The following is a 15,996-nucleotide window of genomic DNA, read 5'->3' as shown; positions in this document are numbered from 1 at the left end:
ACCTACCCCTGTTCGTTCGGACCGTCGGATGTATCGCGCTCGTCGACGAGACGAAGGCGGGTCGTGTCACCTGTAGATTTCGCCTGCTCGCCAAGCACACGCAGCATTTCGGCGCAGAGCGCCTCGGGCGAGCGGCCCATGGCGCAGCCTTCGAGAATGGTTCCGATGGCGACGGCCCAGAACCGCCGCGAGCTGTCGTCGGGCGCGCGGAGCGAACGCCAGCCGTGGCGCGCCACCTGGCCCGCATAGGCCCGCGCGCCTTCAGAGTGCAGGCGCTCGATGGTGCGCTCGACCAGCGGCGCAAGATCCTGGCGCCGCCGCGTCAGCGTCAGCGCCTCCGCGAAGAAGGCGATCGAGTCGCTCGCCGTCACCGTCTCGGCCAGCGCGTGAGTGTATTCCCGCGGCGTATGAGCCTTCAGCGCCGCTTGCTCGGTCGCGCGCGCCAGATACAGGAGATCACGGCAGGCGCATTCGACGAACAGCGCCTCCTTGGTACGGAAGTAATAGGTGATCTGGCTCGGGAATGCGTCTGCGGCGGCTGCGATGTCGGTGATCGCGGTGCCCGACAGCCCCCGCGCGCGAAATAGCGGGCTCGCGGCGTCCAAGAGCAGGGAGCGCATCTTGCGGCCGGCCGAACGCGTCGCCCGCGCCGCATGCTTCGGGTCGCCAGCCGCCTCGAGCGGCTCATGGACCGACTTTTCCGCCATCGAGGTCCTCCGTCCGATCTATTTGTATGACATACAAACAAACATTTCAAGGCGAATGAGGCGGGGCTGGACCTGCCTGGGCCAGCCCACCGGGACGACCTGGGCCAAAAACTCGGCCTCAAACCTTGCCAAGCCGGCCAAAATCCTTATAACGCGCGCATCCGCAGACCCCGGCCGGGAGCTGAACGGACGGTCTCAGCAAATCCTCAGTGATTTTGGTGTGGCAGGGCCAGTCGGCCCGTCGTCCCGTGTTTCCGCCTTCTGAGCTTAATCCCAGAGTCCTTTCCGAAGGTCTCTTAAGGGCTTGACGCCGGGCAACGCGCCAACACGAGGAAAGGACCACAATGGCTCTCTATGAGCATGTTTTTCTCGCGCGCCAGGACGCGAGCGCGCAGCAGGTCGAAGAGCTGACTGCGCAGATGACCGGCATCGTCGAAGGTCTCGGCGGCAAGGTCACCAAGACCGAGAATTGGGGCGTTCGCTCCCTCACCTACCGCATGAACAAGAACCGCAAGGCGCACTTCGTGCTGCTCAACATCGACGCGCCGTCCGCGGCGATCGCCGAGATCGAGCGCCAGGAGCGCATCAGCGAAGACGTGATCCGCTATCTCAGCGTCCGCGTCGAAGAGCTCGAGGAAGGCCCGTCCGCGATGATGCGAAAGGCCGACCGTGATCGCGAGCGCGACGACCGTGGCGGCGGCTTCCGCGGTGAGCGCGAAGGCGGTTTCCGTGGCGACCGCGAAGGCGGTTTCCGTGGTGGTGATCGTGACGGTGGCTTCCGCGGCGATCGCGGCCCGCGCCGTGGGCGCGACGAAGCTGAAACGACGGATGGGGAGTAAGAACAATGGCTGAAGCTGGTGCACGCCGCCCGTTTTTCCGTCGCCGCAAGAGCTGCCCATTCACGGGAGCCAATGCGCCGAAGATCGACTACAAGGACTCCAAGCTCTTGATGCGTTATGTCTCCGAGCGCGGTAAGATCGTGCCGAGCCGCATCACCGCAGTGTCCGCGAAGAAGCAGCGTGAGCTCGCCCGCGCCATCAAGCGCGCGCGGTTCCTGGGCCTCTTGCCCTACGTCATTCGCTAAGACGAATTTCGACCGGCGGCGGTTTCACGTCGCCGGTCGTGACTTTCTGTACTCATAAGGCTTCCGGGTCGTCCGGTCGCCGATGGTTGGGGCCCAAGCGCCTCTAACCGCTCGAAGGGAGCGGGACAGCTGATGATGGTATTTGGACTGATCGCCCTGATCGCCGGCGCTGCGTCGGCCCTGATGTTCGCCTCGATCATTTCGGGCGCGCTGATCTCGCTCGTCCTGGTTTATCTTGCTCCACTGCCCCTGATGCTCGCCGCGATCGCCTGGGGGCCGTTCTGCGGCGCGATTGGCGGTCTCGTCGCGACGATTCTGATCGCCGGCGCGCTCAGCCCACCGCTCGCGCTCGGTTATGGTCTCGCGTTCGCGTTGCCGGCCTGGTGGCTTGGACATCTCGCCATGCTGGGAAGGCCGCACGTTGACAGCGGCGCGGGCGACGATGCCGCCCCCCCTCGCGTCGAATGGTACCCGCTTGGACGAATCCTGCTCTGGATTGCGGCGCTCGCGGCGCTGCTGACCGCAATATCCCTGTTTTCGCTGGGAAGTGACGAGTCCGCCATCAGCGAGGCCATGCGCAGCGGCTTCGCCAAGATTCTTTCGCTGGTCACCGAGACCACGGTTCCCGAGAGTGATCCACGCGTCGGCGTCATGGTCGCAGTGATTCCGGTTCTGGTCGCCGCATCGCAGATGGCGACTCTGATCTTGAACCTCTGGCTCGCCGCAAAGGTCGCGGCTGTGTCGGGGCGATTGCACCGGCCGTGCCCGGATCTCAGCAGCACGAGCTTGCCCCCGATGACCCTCGTGGCACTCTGCGTCGCGCTTGCCTTCAGCTTCTTGGGCGGCATGACCGGCACTCTCGCGGTCGTCGTCACGACCGTCCTGATGATGGCTTTTGCGCTGGTCGGCCTCGCCGTTCTGCACACCGTCACGCGCGATCTCGCCAATCGCGGATTCTGGCTCGCGGCCGTCTACGCCGTGATCCTCATGTTCAGCGTGAGCCTGGTCCTGCTGACCGCCCTAGGGCTCGCGGACGCCGTGTTCGGCGTCCGCGAGCGCTTCCTGCGCAACCGGCAACCGCCGCCATTGCCGACATCTTGAGTTCAACCCCGAAACTGAAAACCCAGAGCACTTCAAAAGGAGAAAGAATATGGAAGTCATCTTGCTGGAACGCGTGAGCAAGCTCGGCCAGATGGGCGAAGTCGTGAAGGTTCGCGACGGCTATGCCCGCAATTTCCTGCTCAAGCGCGGCAAGGCGCTGCGTGCCACCGCCGACAACCGCGCCAAGTACGACGGCATGAAGGCCGATCTCGAAGCTCGCAATCTTGCGTCGAAGGGCGAGGCGTCCAAGGTCGCCGAGAAGATCGAGGGCAAGAACATCATCGTGATCCGTCAGGCTTCGGAAGCCGGCCAACTGTTCGGCTCGGTCACGGTGCGTGATGTCGTGATGGCATTCGAGGCTGATGGCGTTTCGCTGTCCCGTCCGCAGGTCCAGCTCGATGCACCGATCAAGACCATCGGCAAGCACTCGATCACTGTCGCTGTGCACCCCGAGGTCGAGGTCGAGGTCACCGTCACCGTTGCGCGCAGCCAGGACGAGGCCGAGCGCATCAACCGCGGCGAGGACATCTCCACCCGCAACGAGGACCGCGACGCGGCCGCAGAGGCAATCGCCGCCGCTGGCGAGTTCTTCGATCCGGAAGCCCAGCACGACACCGCGCGGGCTGCGGAAGAGACCGAGAAGTAAGCCTCGCATTGGCGCAGGCTGCGAAGCCCGGCTGCCTCAGGCAGCCGGGCTTTCTGTTTTGGGGGGCGACAACCTCGCTCGGCGCCAGAGTACAGCTCGAGCGATGGTCCAAACGACGAAGGCCGCGCTAAGCGCGGCCTTCTCAAATCAATGAGACAAATCGCTTATCGCGAGATCGGCGGAGCCGGCGGGCCGGAGGACTCCGCCGGTGCCGAGGATGGCGCCGCGGCGGCTGCAGGCTCCGCCGGCTTGGCTACCGGCTCGGCGCTGGGCGCGGGCTCGGCTGGTTTGGAAACGGCCGCCTCGGCAGGCCTGGGCGCCGCCTGTTCTGCCGGCTGAGCAGCGGCCGCCGGCGTGGCCGGCGTCACCTGCGGCACCGGATCGGGGCGCGGGGCCGGCGCCGCGCTTCCGCTCGGCTCGACCTTGGCGCTCTCAGGCTTGGGCTCGGCTGGCTTGGTGCTGTCGGGCTTGGATTCCTCGCGACCCGATTCGATCTTCGCGCTGTCGCTCTTTGGTTCAGCTTTGGGCTCACCCCTGGACTCGACCTTGGGCTCACTCTTTGGCGCAGCCGCGTCCCCGGTCTCGGGCTTGCCGCGCTTGCTCAGCCGTTTACCCCTGCGGCCCTCGGATGGCTGCTCGGTGTTGGCTTCGGGTTGTGCGCTTTCCTTGGCGCCTTCCTCACTCGCCCGGGCCGCGCGCTTCTGGCGGCGCTCATGGGCCGCGGGCGCACCCTCTCCCTCCGGCCTGCCCTCCGGGCTGGTCGCTTCCTGCGAGCGCTGGCGGCGGCCCTGGTGCTCGGGTGCCTGCCCCGGGTTCGTGTTGGCGTCCTTTTCCCTGGCGCCGTCCTTCTTCTCCTTGCCGTCCTTGGCCTGATAACGGGCGTCAGCGGCACCGTTAGAGACGAGATAGGAGGCCAGCACGCCAGCCATGTCAGGGCTGGTGGTGTAGTGCTGACGCAGGAAGCCCGGGAGCGAGCCCGGCGCGACCGTCTTCAACAGCCCCCGCGGGCTCTTGTGACAGGCGGTGCAGGTTTGCGCGAAAAGCTGGGAGGGGGCCTTGCCGGCCTCGAGGTTCGTCGCCTGCGCCAGAACGGCATCGGTGGTGCCGAAGCCAATCAGAAATAGCACCGTGGCGAGGCTGAGCGCTCGGCTCGACATTCCCATCATCTCCATGAAATCCGACAGATACGACCGGCATCCGGCGCGGCGGCGGTCACCTTTTAGCCGATTGCGCTGCGAATGGAAGCGCACTCCATAAGCATGTGAACACGCCATTTTCGAATATCGGCTTTGAACACAGCGCAATAGCGGGGTGGGACGAGGTCGCCTAGATTTGCATGCGAACGCATTGGAACCAATATATTGCCCAGGCGTCGGTATGATGGCCGGGTAGTCGCATCTTTTCGGGTTCGCCCGACAGGTTGGTGCCTATGGACCGCTTGTTGCGTAAGTTCTTGTCCCAATTCATCCGCCGCGGGTCGATGACGGTGACCACGGCGGGTGGCACGACATTCACCGTCGGTGACGGCTCCGGCGAGCCGGTCGAAGTCCGCTTCGTCAACGCCGAGGCGGAACGGAAGGTCCTCATCAATCCCGAGCTCGGGCTCGGCGAGGCCTACATGAACGGAGAATTTGTCGTCGAGCGCGGCAGCATAGCCGATGCCCTCGCGATTCTCCTTGATCAGCCCGAGCTGTTGCCGCACTGGGCGAAGCCCTGGTGGCACCTGCGTTATCTCGTCCGACACCTGAGGCAGTTCAATCCGCGGGCACGCTCGCGCAGCAATGTCGCGCATCACTATGACCTCGACGCGCGGCTCTATTCGCTCTTCCTCGACGCGGACAAGCAATATAGCTGCGCCTATTTCGAGACGCCGGACGCGACGCTCGACGACGCGCAGCTCGCCAAGAAGCGGCACGTCACCGCAAAGCTGCTGGTCAAGCCCGGCCAGCGCGTGCTCGACATCGGCTGCGGCTGGGGCGGGCTCGGCCTCTATCTCGCCGAGATCGCCGGGGCCGACGTCACCGGAGTGACGCTGTCGACAGAGCAGCTGCAGGTCGCCAACGCGCGCGCGGCCGAAAAGGGGCTGATGCGACAGGCCCGCTTTCTGCTCCAGGATTATCGCGACATCAAGGGACCGTTCGACCGTATCGTCTCGGTCGGCATGTTCGAGCATGTCGGAGCACAGTTCTACGGCACGTATTTCAAGCGCTGCGCCGAGCTGCTGAGCGAGGACGGCGTCATGCTGCTGCATTCGATCGGCCGCTCGCAAGGTCCGGATTCGACCAATCCCTGGATCGCCAAATACATCTTCCCCGGCGGCTATATCCCCTCGCTGTCGGAGGCGCTGCCTGCAATCGAGGAGGCAGGCCTCCTGGTCTGCGACATCGAGATCCTGCGCCTGCATTATGCCGAGACGCTGAAAGCCTGGCGGGAACGCTTCATGGCGCGGCGCGAGGAGGCCGTGCAGCTGTATGACGAGCGCTTTGCGCTGATGTGGGAGTTCTATCTCGCCGCCAGCGAGATGACGTTCCGCAAGCAGGGCATGATGAACTTCCAGATTCAGCTCACCAGGCGCCAGGGCGTGGTCCCCATGACCCGCGACTATATTGGGCATGAGGAAGGCCGGCTGCGCGCGCTCGAAGGCAGCGCCAGGCCGAAGCTGAAGCTTGCCGGTGAATAGGGTCTAGTGACGCAGCGTTGATATCTGGAGGGAGCGGCAAGACGCCGTAAGCCCCAGCTGCGCGCTCAATCCCGCGATAACCTCGGGTGCGACCGGCTGACGCCGGATTTCGGGCCGCTCGGCATGCTGCATGGCAGCGATCAGCCCGGATAGCCAAAGCCGGCTACCTGCCTCGGTTCGCCAGATCTGGTGCTGCCGTTCTGGCCGCATCGCCTTGTCCTCGTTCCCTGTTGCGGGTCGTCGGGGATAATCCCCTGCCCGTCCACCTGTTCCGGTCGTACCCGAAAGAATCCGGAGAGGTGTGATCTGGTTCACATTCCTCTCGACCGCCCTGCCTTAGACCGTCGCCATGCGCAAAGAGACCAAAACCTCATTGGACGTTCAGAACGACCTCCGCACGGACTACGCCCTGATCGCCACCGGCGTCGGCGCGGCGGTGATCGCGCTGGTCTACCTCCTGCTGGTCTGAACCGGCACCGGTCGCTCCAACGCGCCGTTTCGCGCGCTTCAAATACGTCTGCAGCTCAACTCGTTAGGTTCACCGTTTCGGGATTATTCCGTGCCGGGATCGCGGGCACTTCCGGTCCGACGCGAGTTCCGCGAAAATCCGTCAAGCGTCCCGAAGGCTGCGGTTGGCAATCATCCACCGCTTTTAAGATCGGTTGATAGTGACGAGCTTTTGCTTCCGCTTTGGTTGTTCGCGGCGCTTTATCCCGGCCCCGCATCCGCCCAAGAAAATTGCTAAGCACGTCCGACCATGGCCCCGACTGATTCGAACGTCCTGAAGCTCGCGCCCGAGCCCGGAACCCCCGCTTACCGGAGCGCACCACATAATATCGAGGCGGAACAGAGCCTTCTGGGCGCGATCCTGGTCAACAACGACGCTTTCTATCGTGTCTCCGACTTCCTGGAGCCGAAGCATTATTTCGAGCCGCTGCACCAGACCATTTTCGAGACCGCCGCCAGCCTGATCCGGATGGGCAAGATTGCGACGCCCGTCACGCTGAAGACCTTCCTCCCCGCCGACACCGACGTCGGCGGCATGACAATCGGCCAGTATCTGGCGCGGCTTGCGGCCGAAGCGACCACCATTATCAACGCCCAGGATTATGGTCGGACCATCTACGATCTTGCGTTGCGGCGTGACCTGATCGGCATCGGCGAGGACATGGTCAACGTGGCCTATGACGCCCCGGTCGATTTCGCGCCGCGAGCGCAGATCGAGGACGCCGAGCGCCGACTCTACGAGCTTGCGGAATCCGGCCGCTATGACGGCGGGTTCCAGAAATTCTCGCAAGCGTTGGCGGTTGCGGTCGATCTCGCGGCGAAGGCGTTCCAGCGCGACGGAAAGCTGTCCGGCATCTCGACCGGCATGCGCGACCTCGACACCAAGATGGGCGGCCTGCAACACTCCGACCTCATCATCGTCGCGGGCCGCCCAGGCATGGGCAAGACGTCGCTGGCGACCAACATCGCCTACAACGTCGCCAAGGCCTATGTGGGCGAGCTCCAGGCCGACGGCACCATGAAAGCCGCCAATGGCGGCGTGATCGGCTTCTTCTCCTGCGAAATGTCGGCCGACCAGCTCGCCACGCGTATCGTGGCCGAGCGCACCGGCATCCCCTCTTCCCATATCCGCCGCGGCGGCATCTCGGAGGCCGATTTCGACAAGATCCGGGAAGTCTCGATCGAGCTGCAGTCGCTGCCTTTCTACGTCGACGCGACCGGCGGCCTGTCGATCGCGCAGCTGATGGCACGCGCCCGCCGGTTGAAGCGACAGAAGGGCCTCGATCTGCTCGTGATCGACTACATCCAGCTGCTGTCGGGCTCAGGCAAGCGCGCCAGTGACAGCCGCGTGCAGGAAATCACGGAGATCACAACCAGCCTGAAGGCGCTCGCCAAGGAGCTCAACGTTCCCGTGATCGCGCTGTCCCAGCTCTCGCGTCAGGTCGAATCCCGCGACGACAAGCGGCCGCAGCTCTCCGACTTGCGTGAATCCGGCTCGATCGAGCAGGACGCCGACGTCGTGCTGTTCGTCTATCGCGAGGAATATTACCTCGCCATGAAGGAGCCGCGCCCGGGCACGCCTGAACACGAGAAGTGGCAGCTTGACATGAGCCTTGCGCACGGCAAGGCCGAAGTCATCATCGGCAAGCAGCGCCATGGCCCGACCGGCACCGTTGATTTGGCGTTCGAAGCCTCGGTCACGCGGTTCGGCGACCTCGCACCGGACAGTCAGCTGCCGGCACGCAGCGGCAACGAGTACTGAGTTTCTTGAACCCGGCCTGCCTCTTGCGTAAAACGACGCTATGACAATGCGTCCGAGCCGAACATGACCACGCAATCCGGCCTTCTCTCCGCGGAGGCCAATCAGGCTGCCGCGCTCGCTGCCTTCGGCGGCGTGCTCACCGTCGATCTCGACGCCATCATCGCCAATTGGCGCAAGCTCGAGAAGACCGCGGTGCCGGCCGAGTGTTCCGCGGTGATCAAGGCCGACGCCTATGGCTGCGGCACCGCGCAGGTCGCGCAGGCGCTGAACAAGGCAGGCTGCAAGACCTTCTTCGTGGCGACCATCGGAGAGGCGCGCACCGCGCGCGCAGCGCTGCCGGACGCCGCGATCTACGTGCTCGGCGGCCTTTTCCAGAACACCGGCGAGCACTACGCGAAAATCAACTGCCGCCCCGTGATCGGCGACCTCAACGAGCTCGCCGAATGGGATGTGTTCTGCCGGCGCACCGGTTGGTCCGGCGGCGCGGCAATCCACATCGACACCGGCATGAACCGGCTCGGTCTGACGATCGCAGAAGCGCAGGCCATCATTCCTCGCATCAATGCCGGCGATCACGGCATAACACTGGTGATGAGCCATCTGGTCTCGGCCGAGCATCTCAACAGCTCCGTCAACGCCAGGCAGCTCGCAGCCTTCCGCGGCATCGCCAGCGAATTCTCCGGCGTACCAGCGGCCCTCGCCAACTCCTCCGGGATCTTCCTGGGCGCTCCGTTCCAGTTCGACATGGTGCGGCCGGGCGCGGCGCTCTATGGCGTCAACCCGACGCCGGAAGCCGACAATCCGATGCAGCCGGTGGTCGACCTCAAGGCGCGCATCGTGCAGATCCGCAATATCGAGCGGGGCGAGACCGTCGGTTACGGCGGCACCTGGTCCGCGCGGCGGCCGACCAGGCTCGCGATCATCGCGGTCGGCTATGCCGACGGCTATTTCCGTGCCGGCAGCTCCAATGACGGCACCCGCGGCGCCGAGGTGATCGTCGCCGGCAAGCGCTGCCCGGTTGCGGGCCGCATCTCCATGGACCTGATCGCCATCGACATCACCGATCTGCCGCCGAACGCCGCCCGCCGCGGTCACATGGTGACGCTGCTTGGCGAGGGCATCACCGTCGACGAGCTCGCCCACCATTTCGGCACGATCGGCTATGAGGTGCTGACCAGCCTGGGCCGCCGCTACGCCCGCGTCTACAAGGGTGGCGACGTGGTCGAGCCGCTGACAAAACCCGAGCCCGCGGAGCCGAGCGGGCCGCCGCCCTCACCGCCGGCGGTCGAGCAGCCGGCGGCCGCGCCGCCGCTGCCGACCTAAAGCCGCACCGGCTACTTCTTTTTCCTGCTGTCCAGCGCCGCCTTGCACGTCGAACTGAGCTGGTCGCGCTTGCCGTTGAGGCAGGCGACGATGCCGCCGCCCGGCGCGATGCCGGCACAGAATTTGTCATAGTCCGCCTTGCATGCGCCGCGCGGATCGGCCGATTGTGCCGAAGTGCTCCCGGAGAACGCGACCACGAATGCAATGGCGGCAAAGCTGAATTTGGACATTGGATCTCCGGGGGACTGAAGGCAGGAGCCGATAGCTCTACATGAAGATTGCGACATTCAACATCAACAACATCAACCGCCGCCTGCCCAATCTGCTGGCATGGATGCGGTCGGCGAAGCCCGATGTCGTCGCGCTGCAGGAATTGAAGGCAAGTGATGGCGAATTTCCGGCAGCGGCCATCGAAAAAGCCGGCTACGGCGCCGTCTGGCGCGGGCAGAAGACCTGGAACGGCGTCGCCATCCTCGCCCGAAATGCCGAGCCGGTGCTGACGCGCGACCGGCTGCCGGGACGGCCCGACGACCTCGAGGCGCGCTATATCGAGGCCGCCGTGCGTGGTGTCATCGTCACCAGCATCTACCTGCCGAACGGCAATCCGCAGCCGGGGCCGAAGTTCGACTACAAGCTCGACTGGTTTGCGCGCCTCAAGCGACACGCCAAGGCCTTCATCAAGCAGGATCTGCCCGTGGTGCTCGCCGGCGACTACAACGTCGCGCCGACGGAAATCGACATCTATCCGACACGCTCGTGGGACAAGGATGCGCTGATCCAGCCGAAAAGCCGCGCTTCATTCGCTTCGCTTGTCGAACAAGGCTGGTGCGATGCGATCCGCGAACTGCACCCCGAGCAGCGCGTCTACACCTTCTGGGACTACAAGCGGAATCGCTGGTCGCGCGATGCGGGGCTGCGGCTTGATCATCTGCTGCTCAGCCGAGCCCTCGTCTCCCGCCTGGCAGGAGCCGGCGTTGACAAGAACGTGCGGGGCGAAGAAGGCGCGAGCGATCATGCGCCGGCGTGGGTGATGCTGCGGTGAGTGGCATCACCACAGATTCTTGCCGTCGATCACGTTGACGGGCACGGCCTCCAGATCGAAATCGTCGAACAGGCGTGCGTTGACGCCGACCTTGGGATTGTCGAAGTCGGGCTTGCCACTCGACCAGTCCGGCGACTCCGAATAGGTGCCGCAGCCGCAGTTCGCACAGTAGTGATGTTTGACGGTGCGGCTGCCCCAGAGGTAGGTCGCAACATTGTCGGCGGGTGACAGCAGGCGAAATTGCGCCGGCGTATAATAGGCCCACAACGCGCCACGTTTGGCGCATAGCGAGCAGGTGCAGCGGGTCACGCTCGAAGGCGCCTCCGTCACCTCGAAAACCGTCTCACCGCAATGACAGCTTGCCTCGATCCGCATGACCCGATCCCCGTTTTGTCAGGAGATTGGTCATAGCCACCCCCTGCTGCCAACATGCTGTCAGCAGCAGAAACGGAAGCCGGGCCCACTCCTTGCCGGCCAATGTGGAAACAGATGTGCCGGCTCCGCGGAGCGTCACTGCGTACCGCACCGCGTCCGGGACACAAGAGCGGCAAAATCCCGCTACACTGACAGCGATTCCCGGGAGCCCCGCGCTTGGCCTTCCTCTTCGTCCTCAGCGTCGGCCTGATCGCAGGCACCATTTCCGGCATCGTCGGCACGGGCTCGTCGATCATGCTGATGCCGGTGCTGGTCTATGCCTATGGGCCGAAGGAGGCCGTGCCGATCATGGCTGTCGCCTCCGTGATGGCGAATTTTTCGCGGATTTTGGCCTGGTGGCGCGAGGTCGACTGGCGCGCCTGCGCGGCCTATTCCGTGACGGGCATTCCAGCCGCGGTGCTGGGCGCCCGAACGCTGTTGGCCCTGCCCTCGCATGCCGTCGATCTGGCCATCGGACTCTTCCTGATCGCAATGGTACCGGTGCGGCATTGGCTGGCACGGCACGATCTGAAGGCCAATCTCTGGCATCTCGCGATCGGCGGCGCCGTCATCGGCTATCTCACCGGCATCGTGGTTTCGACCGGCCCGCTCAGCGTGCCGCTGTTTCTGTTCTATGGCCTCAGCAAAGGTGCCTTCCTCGCGACAGAGGCGGCCGCCTCGCTTGGCCTCTACTTCGCCAAATCGGTGACGTTCGAGCACTTCGGGGCGCTGACGCAGGACGTCTTCATCAAAGGCCTGATCGCTGGCTCCTCGCTGATGTCAGGCGCCTTCATCGCGAAGCGCTTCGTCATGCACCTGAAGCCCGAGATGTTCCGCATGGTGATGGATGCGATCATGGTTGCGGCGGGGCTCTCCATGCTATGGAACGCCACACAATCCCCCTGACCCCCGATTCACCCCGCCATGGCCAAGAATACGCTTTCGTTCGTCTGTCAGAACTGCGGCGCGGCTTACAACCGCTGGCAAGGCAAGTGCGAGTCCTGCGGCGAGTGGAACACGCTGGCCGAAGAGGACACGACCGGCAGTGTGCCGGTCTCGATCCGCTCCAAGCGCAAGGGCCGCACGTTCGCGCTGGAGAGCCTGGCCGGCAAGAGCCCGGAGGCGCCGCGGATGTCCTCAGGCATGACCGAGCTCGACCGCGTCACCGGCGGTGGCTTCGTGCGCGGCTCGGTGTTGCTGGTCGGCGGTGATCCCGGCATCGGCAAGTCGACGCTGCTGACGCAGGCGACCAGCATGATGGCGCGCGCCGGCCACCGCATCGTCTACATCTCCGGCGAAGAAGCCATTGCCCAGGTGCGGCTGCGCGCCGAGCGACTTGGGTTGTCGGATGCGCCGGTGCAGCTCGCCGCCGAAACCTCGGTCGAGGACATCGTCTCGACGCTGTCGGAAGGCGCCGTCCCGCGCCTGATCGTGATCGACTCGATCCAGACCATGTGGACCGACACGGTGGAATCGGCACCGGGCACTGTGACGCAGGTGCGCGCCTCGGCGCAGGCGCTCATTCGCTTCGCCAAGAAGACGGGAGCTGCCATCATCCTCGTCGGCCACGTCACCAAGGACGGCCAGATTGCCGGCCCCCGTGTCGTCGAGCACATGGTCGATGCCGTGATGTCCTTCGAGGGCGAAGGCTCGCAGCAATTCCGCATCCTGCGCGCCGTCAAGAACCGCTTCGGCCCGACCGACGAGATCGGCGTGTTCGAGATGACCGGGCTTGGCCTGCGTGAGGTCACCAATCCGTCGGAGCTGTTCCTGTCCGAGCGCGATCTCGGCACCCCCGGCACGGCAGTCTTCGCGGGCATCGAAGGCACCCGGCCCGTTCTGGTCGAATTGCAGGCGCTGGTGGCGCCCACCTCGCTCGGCACCCCACGGCGGGCCGTGGTCGGCTGGGATCAGAGCAGGCTCTCGATGGTGCTGGCGGTGCTGGAGGCCCACTGCGGGGTCAAGCTCTCAGGCCACGACGTGTATCTTAATGTCGCGGGCGGCCTGCGCATTCACGAGCCCGCGGCCGATATGGCCGCGGCCGCCGCGCTGGTGTCGTCGCTGGTTAATGCGCAGTTACCCACCGACGCAGTCTATTTCGGCGAAATTTCGCTCTCGGGCGTCATTCGCCCGGTGGCGCAGACCCCGGCCCGGCTCAAGGAAGCGGTCAAGCTCGGCTTCAAGCGCGCCGTGCTGCCCGAATCGGCCCGGGGCGGCGATGCGGCCGGTGACGCCGGGCTGACCCTGAACGCGGTTAACAGCCTGACCACCCTGGTCGCCGAAATCGCAGCCAAAGGCTCCCGCCGCGGCGACGCGCCGCCACCGGCCGAGAAAAATGCCACACCGGCAAGATTCCGCCGTGGAGAGGGGTAGGTGGAGGTGACGTCAAGCGCCCCCGCCGCTATACAGCCGTCACAAAAGCAGCATGGGATTGCGTGGTTGCGGCCTTGCCGGAAGCGCCGTCTGTCCATCATTTAGGGCGGCGGCCAAGCACCGATTCGCTGAGCACCCTTTGAGCGTACGAGCGGACCAGACCAGCCGATGCCAGTAACACTCCTCGACCTGATCCTGCTCGGTGTGATGCTGATTTCGGGCCTCCTCGCCATGGTCCGCGGTTTCATGCGCGAAATCCTCTCGATCGCAGCCTGGGGCACCGCCGCGATCGTGACGCTGTACTCCTTTTCCAAGCTGCTTCCGACCGCCAAGACCTATTTCAACAACGACACCGTCGCGAGCGTGGTCGTGGTCGCCGGCGTGTTCGTCGGGACCCTGGTCGTGGTCTCCGTCATCACGGTCCGGATCTCCGACATGATCCTGGATTCGCGGATCGGCGCGCTGGACCGGACCCTCGGGTTCCTGTTTGGCCTCGCTCGCGGGCTTTTGATCGTCGTGGTCGCGTTCCTGTTCTTCACGTGGCTGGTGCCGGACAAGCAGCGCCCGGACTGGGTCTCGGGGGCGAAGTCCCGCGTGGTGCTCCAGGGAACCGGGGATTGGCTGATGTCCCTCTTGCCTGACGACCCCGAGAACACCATCTTGAAGAGATTCAAGAAAAACAAACCAGATGATGATCAAGCTGATACCGAGCAGCAGCCTTCGGGCAGCGGCGACGGGTACAGTAAACCCGCTCGTGACAGCCTGAAGAAGCTGATCGAGAAACCGGCAGCGCGTTGATTGAGCCCTAAAGAGAGGCGCGGACGAGATGCGACACCCTGACCAGGACGCCCACACGGAACTCGATCCCGGCTCCGCCGCGCTAGAGCTTCAGGACGACCTGGACGGAGATACGGTCCGCGAGGAATGCGGCGTCTTCGGCATCTACGGACATCCTGATGCTGCCGCCATCACGGCGCTCGGCCTCCACGCCCTCCAACACCGCGGCCAGGAAGCTGCCGGTATCGTCTCCTACGACGGTGGCCGCTTCCACAGCGAACGCCGCCTCGGTCTGGTCGGCGACACTTTCTCCCGCCGCGAGGTCATCGACCGCCTGCCCGGCACCATGGCGGTCGGCCACGTCCGTTACGCCACGACCGGCGCCACCATCCTGCGCAACGTGCAGCCGCTGTTCGCCGAGCTCAATGCCGGCGGTCTCGCCGTCGCTCACAACGGCAATCTCTCCAACGGCCTGACGCTGCGCCGCGAACTCGTCAGAAGCGGCGCCATGATGCAGTCGACCTCCGACACCGAAGTGATCCTGCACCTGGTGGCGCGCTCCAGGCGCAGCCGCTTCATCGAGCGTTATATCGACGCGTTGCGCGAGATCGAAGGCGCCTATGCGCTGGTCTCACTCACCAACAAGAAGCTGGTCGGCGCGCGCGATCCGCGCGGCATCCGTCCGCTGGTGCTCGGCGAGCTCGACGGCTGCCCGATCCTGACGTCGGAGACCTGCGCACTCGACATCATCGGCGCGCGCTTCGTGCGCGACATCGAGCCCGGCGAAGTCATCGTGTTCGACGAGAACGGCCAGGACATCCACAAGCCGTTCCCGCCGATGGCGCCGCGTCCCTGCATCTTCGAATACATCTATTTCTCGCGGCCTGACTCCATCGTCCACGGCCGCTCCGTCTACGAGGTGCGCAAGGCCTTTGGCGCGCAGCTCGCGCGCGAGAGCCATGTGCCTGTCGACGTCGTGGTGCCGGTGCCGGATTCCGGCGTGCCCGCGGCGGTCGGCTACAGCCAGCATTCCGGCGTGCCGTTCGAGCTCGGCATCATCCGCAACCATTATGTCGGCCGCACCTTCATCCAGCCGACGCAGGCGATCCGCGAGTCCGGCGTGCGCATGAAGCACTCGGCCAACCGCGCCGCGATCGAAGGCAAGCGCATCATCCTGATCGACGACTCGCTGGTGCGCGGCACCACGTCGAAGAAGATCGTGCGCATGATGCGCGATGCCGGCGCCAAGGAAGTGCACTTCCGCCTCGCCTCGCCGCCAATCCTCTATCCCGATTATTACGGCATCGATCTGCCGGATCGCGGCGGCCTTTTGGCCGCAACGCATTCACTGGAGGAGATGCGCGAGCTCATCGGCGCCGATTCGCTCGCCTTCCTGTCGATCGACGGCATGTACCGCGCCATGGGCGAGCCCGGCCGCGACCCCGCCAATCCGAAGTTTGCGGATCACTGCTTCACCGGCGTCTATCCGACCCACCTTACCGACCAGACCCAGACCGAGCCGCAACAGCGGCAGCTGTCGCTGCTGGCGGAGGCGAGTTGACGGGTACGTGTGGGGGCTT

At 65.0% G+C, this 15,996-nt stretch carries 16 protein-coding genes; 12 read left to right on the top strand and 4 right to left on the bottom strand.

All coding sequences use genetic code 11. From position 1 onward, the window contains the following. Nucleotides 1–2: 2 nt before the first annotated feature. A complete protein-coding gene (locus ACVIIW_RS25360) occupies nt 3–707 on the bottom strand; it encodes a TetR/AcrR family transcriptional regulator C-terminal domain-containing protein (protein ID WP_456703236.1) in 705 nt (234 codons plus the stop codon). A 344-nt stretch (nt 708–1,051) separates the two neighbouring features. On the opposite strand from ACVIIW_RS25360, the gene rpsF reads away from it, so the two are divergent. The 4 genes from rpsF to rplI all read left to right on the top strand — a co-directional run bounded on the left by rpsF (nt 1,052) and on the right by rplI (nt 3,538). Continuing rightward, complete coding sequence (gene rpsF / locus ACVIIW_RS25355) at nt 1,052–1,546, top strand: 30S ribosomal protein S6 (protein WP_456703235.1); 495 nt, start codon at nt 1,052–1,054, stop codon at nt 1,544–1,546. 5 nt (nt 1,547–1,551) lie between these two features. Beyond that, complete coding sequence (gene rpsR / locus ACVIIW_RS25350; RefSeq protein ID WP_007592020.1) at nt 1,552–1,791, top strand: 30S ribosomal protein S18; 240 nt, start codon at nt 1,552–1,554, stop codon at nt 1,789–1,791. Between the two features lie 132 nt (nt 1,792–1,923). Further along, nucleotides 1,924–2,892, top strand: a complete 969-nt coding sequence (locus ACVIIW_RS25345; protein WP_456703234.1) for a DUF2232 domain-containing protein — start codon at nt 1,924–1,926, stop codon at nt 2,890–2,892. Between the two features lie 49 nt (nt 2,893–2,941). Beyond that, on the top strand, nt 2,942–3,538 hold the full coding sequence (gene rplI / locus ACVIIW_RS25340; protein WP_456703233.1) for a 50S ribosomal protein L9: 597 nt from the start codon (nt 2,942–2,944) through the stop codon (nt 3,536–3,538). Nucleotides 3,539–3,702: 164 nt separating this feature from the next. Here rplI and ACVIIW_RS25335 read toward each other — a convergent pair whose 3' ends face one another. After that, complete coding sequence (locus ACVIIW_RS25335; protein ID WP_456703232.1) at nt 3,703–4,695, bottom strand: hypothetical protein; 993 nt, start codon at nt 4,693–4,695, stop codon at nt 3,703–3,705. 272 nt (nt 4,696–4,967) lie between these two features. Here ACVIIW_RS25335 and ACVIIW_RS25330 point away from each other — a divergent pair, with 272 nt between their 5' ends. The 3 genes from ACVIIW_RS25330 to alr all read left to right on the top strand — a co-directional run bounded on the left by ACVIIW_RS25330 (nt 4,968) and on the right by alr (nt 9,810). Continuing rightward, nucleotides 4,968–6,218, top strand: a complete 1,251-nt coding sequence (locus tag ACVIIW_RS25330; RefSeq protein ID WP_456703231.1) for a class I SAM-dependent methyltransferase — start codon at nt 4,968–4,970, stop codon at nt 6,216–6,218. 757 nt (nt 6,219–6,975) lie between these two features. Continuing rightward, on the top strand, nt 6,976–8,487 hold the full coding sequence (locus tag ACVIIW_RS25325) for a replicative DNA helicase (RefSeq protein ID WP_456703230.1): 1,512 nt from the start codon (nt 6,976–6,978) through the stop codon (nt 8,485–8,487). 63 nt (nt 8,488–8,550) lie between these two features. Next, nucleotides 8,551–9,810 (top strand): alanine racemase, encoded by a 1,260-nt coding sequence (gene alr, locus ACVIIW_RS25320; RefSeq protein WP_456703229.1) that lies wholly within the window; start codon nt 8,551–8,553, stop codon nt 9,808–9,810. An 11-nt stretch (nt 9,811–9,821) separates the two neighbouring features. Here the strand turns inward: alr and ACVIIW_RS25315 are convergent, their stop codons facing one another. Then, nucleotides 9,822–10,040 (bottom strand): cysteine rich repeat-containing protein, encoded by a 219-nt coding sequence (locus ACVIIW_RS25315; protein ID WP_456703228.1) that lies wholly within the window; start codon nt 10,038–10,040, stop codon nt 9,822–9,824. Between the two features lie 41 nt (nt 10,041–10,081). On the opposite strand from ACVIIW_RS25315, the gene ACVIIW_RS25310 reads away from it, so the two are divergent. Beyond that, a complete protein-coding gene (locus ACVIIW_RS25310; protein WP_456703227.1) occupies nt 10,082–10,852 on the top strand; it encodes an exodeoxyribonuclease III in 771 nt (256 codons plus the stop codon). Between the two features lie 6 nt (nt 10,853–10,858). Here ACVIIW_RS25310 and ACVIIW_RS25305 read toward each other — a convergent pair whose 3' ends face one another. Further along, entirely contained in the window at nt 10,859–11,227 is a 369-nt protein-coding gene (locus tag ACVIIW_RS25305; protein ID WP_456703226.1) for a GFA family protein, read from the bottom strand. Between the two features lie 216 nt (nt 11,228–11,443). Between ACVIIW_RS25305 and ACVIIW_RS25300 the strand changes: the two genes are divergently transcribed. The 4 genes from ACVIIW_RS25300 (at nt 11,444) to purF (ending at nt 15,977) form a co-directional block, all read left to right on the top strand. Continuing rightward, nucleotides 11,444–12,172, top strand: a complete 729-nt coding sequence (locus ACVIIW_RS25300; RefSeq protein WP_456703225.1) for a sulfite exporter TauE/SafE family protein — start codon at nt 11,444–11,446, stop codon at nt 12,170–12,172. Between the two features lie 18 nt (nt 12,173–12,190). Continuing rightward, entirely contained in the window at nt 12,191–13,639 is a 1,449-nt protein-coding gene (gene radA, locus ACVIIW_RS25295) for a DNA repair protein RadA (protein WP_456703224.1), read from the top strand. 168 nt (nt 13,640–13,807) lie between these two features. Further along, on the top strand, nt 13,808–14,437 hold the full coding sequence (locus ACVIIW_RS25290; RefSeq protein WP_092234672.1) for a CvpA family protein: 630 nt from the start codon (nt 13,808–13,810) through the stop codon (nt 14,435–14,437). A gap of 28 nt (nt 14,438–14,465) precedes the next feature. Then, entirely contained in the window at nt 14,466–15,977 is a 1,512-nt protein-coding gene (gene purF / locus ACVIIW_RS25285; protein WP_456703223.1) for an amidophosphoribosyltransferase, read from the top strand. Nucleotides 15,978–15,996: the final 19 nt, after the last annotated feature.

The organism is Bradyrhizobium sp. USDA 4449, from assembly GCF_054056275.1.
This window is presented reverse-complemented; position numbering and strand designations above follow the sequence as displayed.

What these genes read in the sequence shown, in the direction of transcription:
- ACVIIW_RS25360 (WP_456703236.1), bottom strand. Translation starts at nt 707, where the DNA reads ATGGCGGAAAAGTCGGTCCATGAGCCGCTCGAGGCGGCTGGCGACCCG.
- rpsF (WP_456703235.1), top strand. Translation starts at nt 1,052, where the DNA reads ATGGCTCTCTATGAGCATGTTTTTCTCGCGCGCCAGGACGCGAGCGCG.
- rpsR (WP_007592020.1), top strand. Translation starts at nt 1,552, where the DNA reads ATGGCTGAAGCTGGTGCACGCCGCCCGTTTTTCCGTCGCCGCAAGAGC.
- ACVIIW_RS25345 (WP_456703234.1), top strand. Translation starts at nt 1,924, where the DNA reads ATGATGGTATTTGGACTGATCGCCCTGATCGCCGGCGCTGCGTCGGCC.
- rplI (WP_456703233.1), top strand. Translation starts at nt 2,942, where the DNA reads ATGGAAGTCATCTTGCTGGAACGCGTGAGCAAGCTCGGCCAGATGGGC.
- ACVIIW_RS25335 (WP_456703232.1), bottom strand. Translation starts at nt 4,695, where the DNA reads ATGTCGAGCCGAGCGCTCAGCCTCGCCACGGTGCTATTTCTGATTGGC.
- ACVIIW_RS25330 (WP_456703231.1), top strand. Translation starts at nt 4,968, where the DNA reads ATGGACCGCTTGTTGCGTAAGTTCTTGTCCCAATTCATCCGCCGCGGG.
- ACVIIW_RS25325 (WP_456703230.1), top strand. Translation starts at nt 6,976, where the DNA reads ATGGCCCCGACTGATTCGAACGTCCTGAAGCTCGCGCCCGAGCCCGGA.
- alr (WP_456703229.1), top strand. Translation starts at nt 8,551, where the DNA reads ATGACCACGCAATCCGGCCTTCTCTCCGCGGAGGCCAATCAGGCTGCC.
- ACVIIW_RS25315 (WP_456703228.1), bottom strand. Translation starts at nt 10,040, where the DNA reads ATGTCCAAATTCAGCTTTGCCGCCATTGCATTCGTGGTCGCGTTCTCC.
- ACVIIW_RS25310 (WP_456703227.1), top strand. Translation starts at nt 10,082, where the DNA reads ATGAAGATTGCGACATTCAACATCAACAACATCAACCGCCGCCTGCCC.
- ACVIIW_RS25305 (WP_456703226.1), bottom strand. Translation starts at nt 11,227, where the DNA reads ATGCGGATCGAGGCAAGCTGTCATTGCGGTGAGACGGTTTTCGAGGTG.
- radA (WP_456703224.1), top strand. Translation starts at nt 12,191, where the DNA reads ATGGCCAAGAATACGCTTTCGTTCGTCTGTCAGAACTGCGGCGCGGCT.
- ACVIIW_RS25290 (WP_092234672.1), top strand. Translation starts at nt 13,808, where the DNA reads ATGCCAGTAACACTCCTCGACCTGATCCTGCTCGGTGTGATGCTGATT.
- purF (WP_456703223.1), top strand. Translation starts at nt 14,466, where the DNA reads ATGCGACACCCTGACCAGGACGCCCACACGGAACTCGATCCCGGCTCC.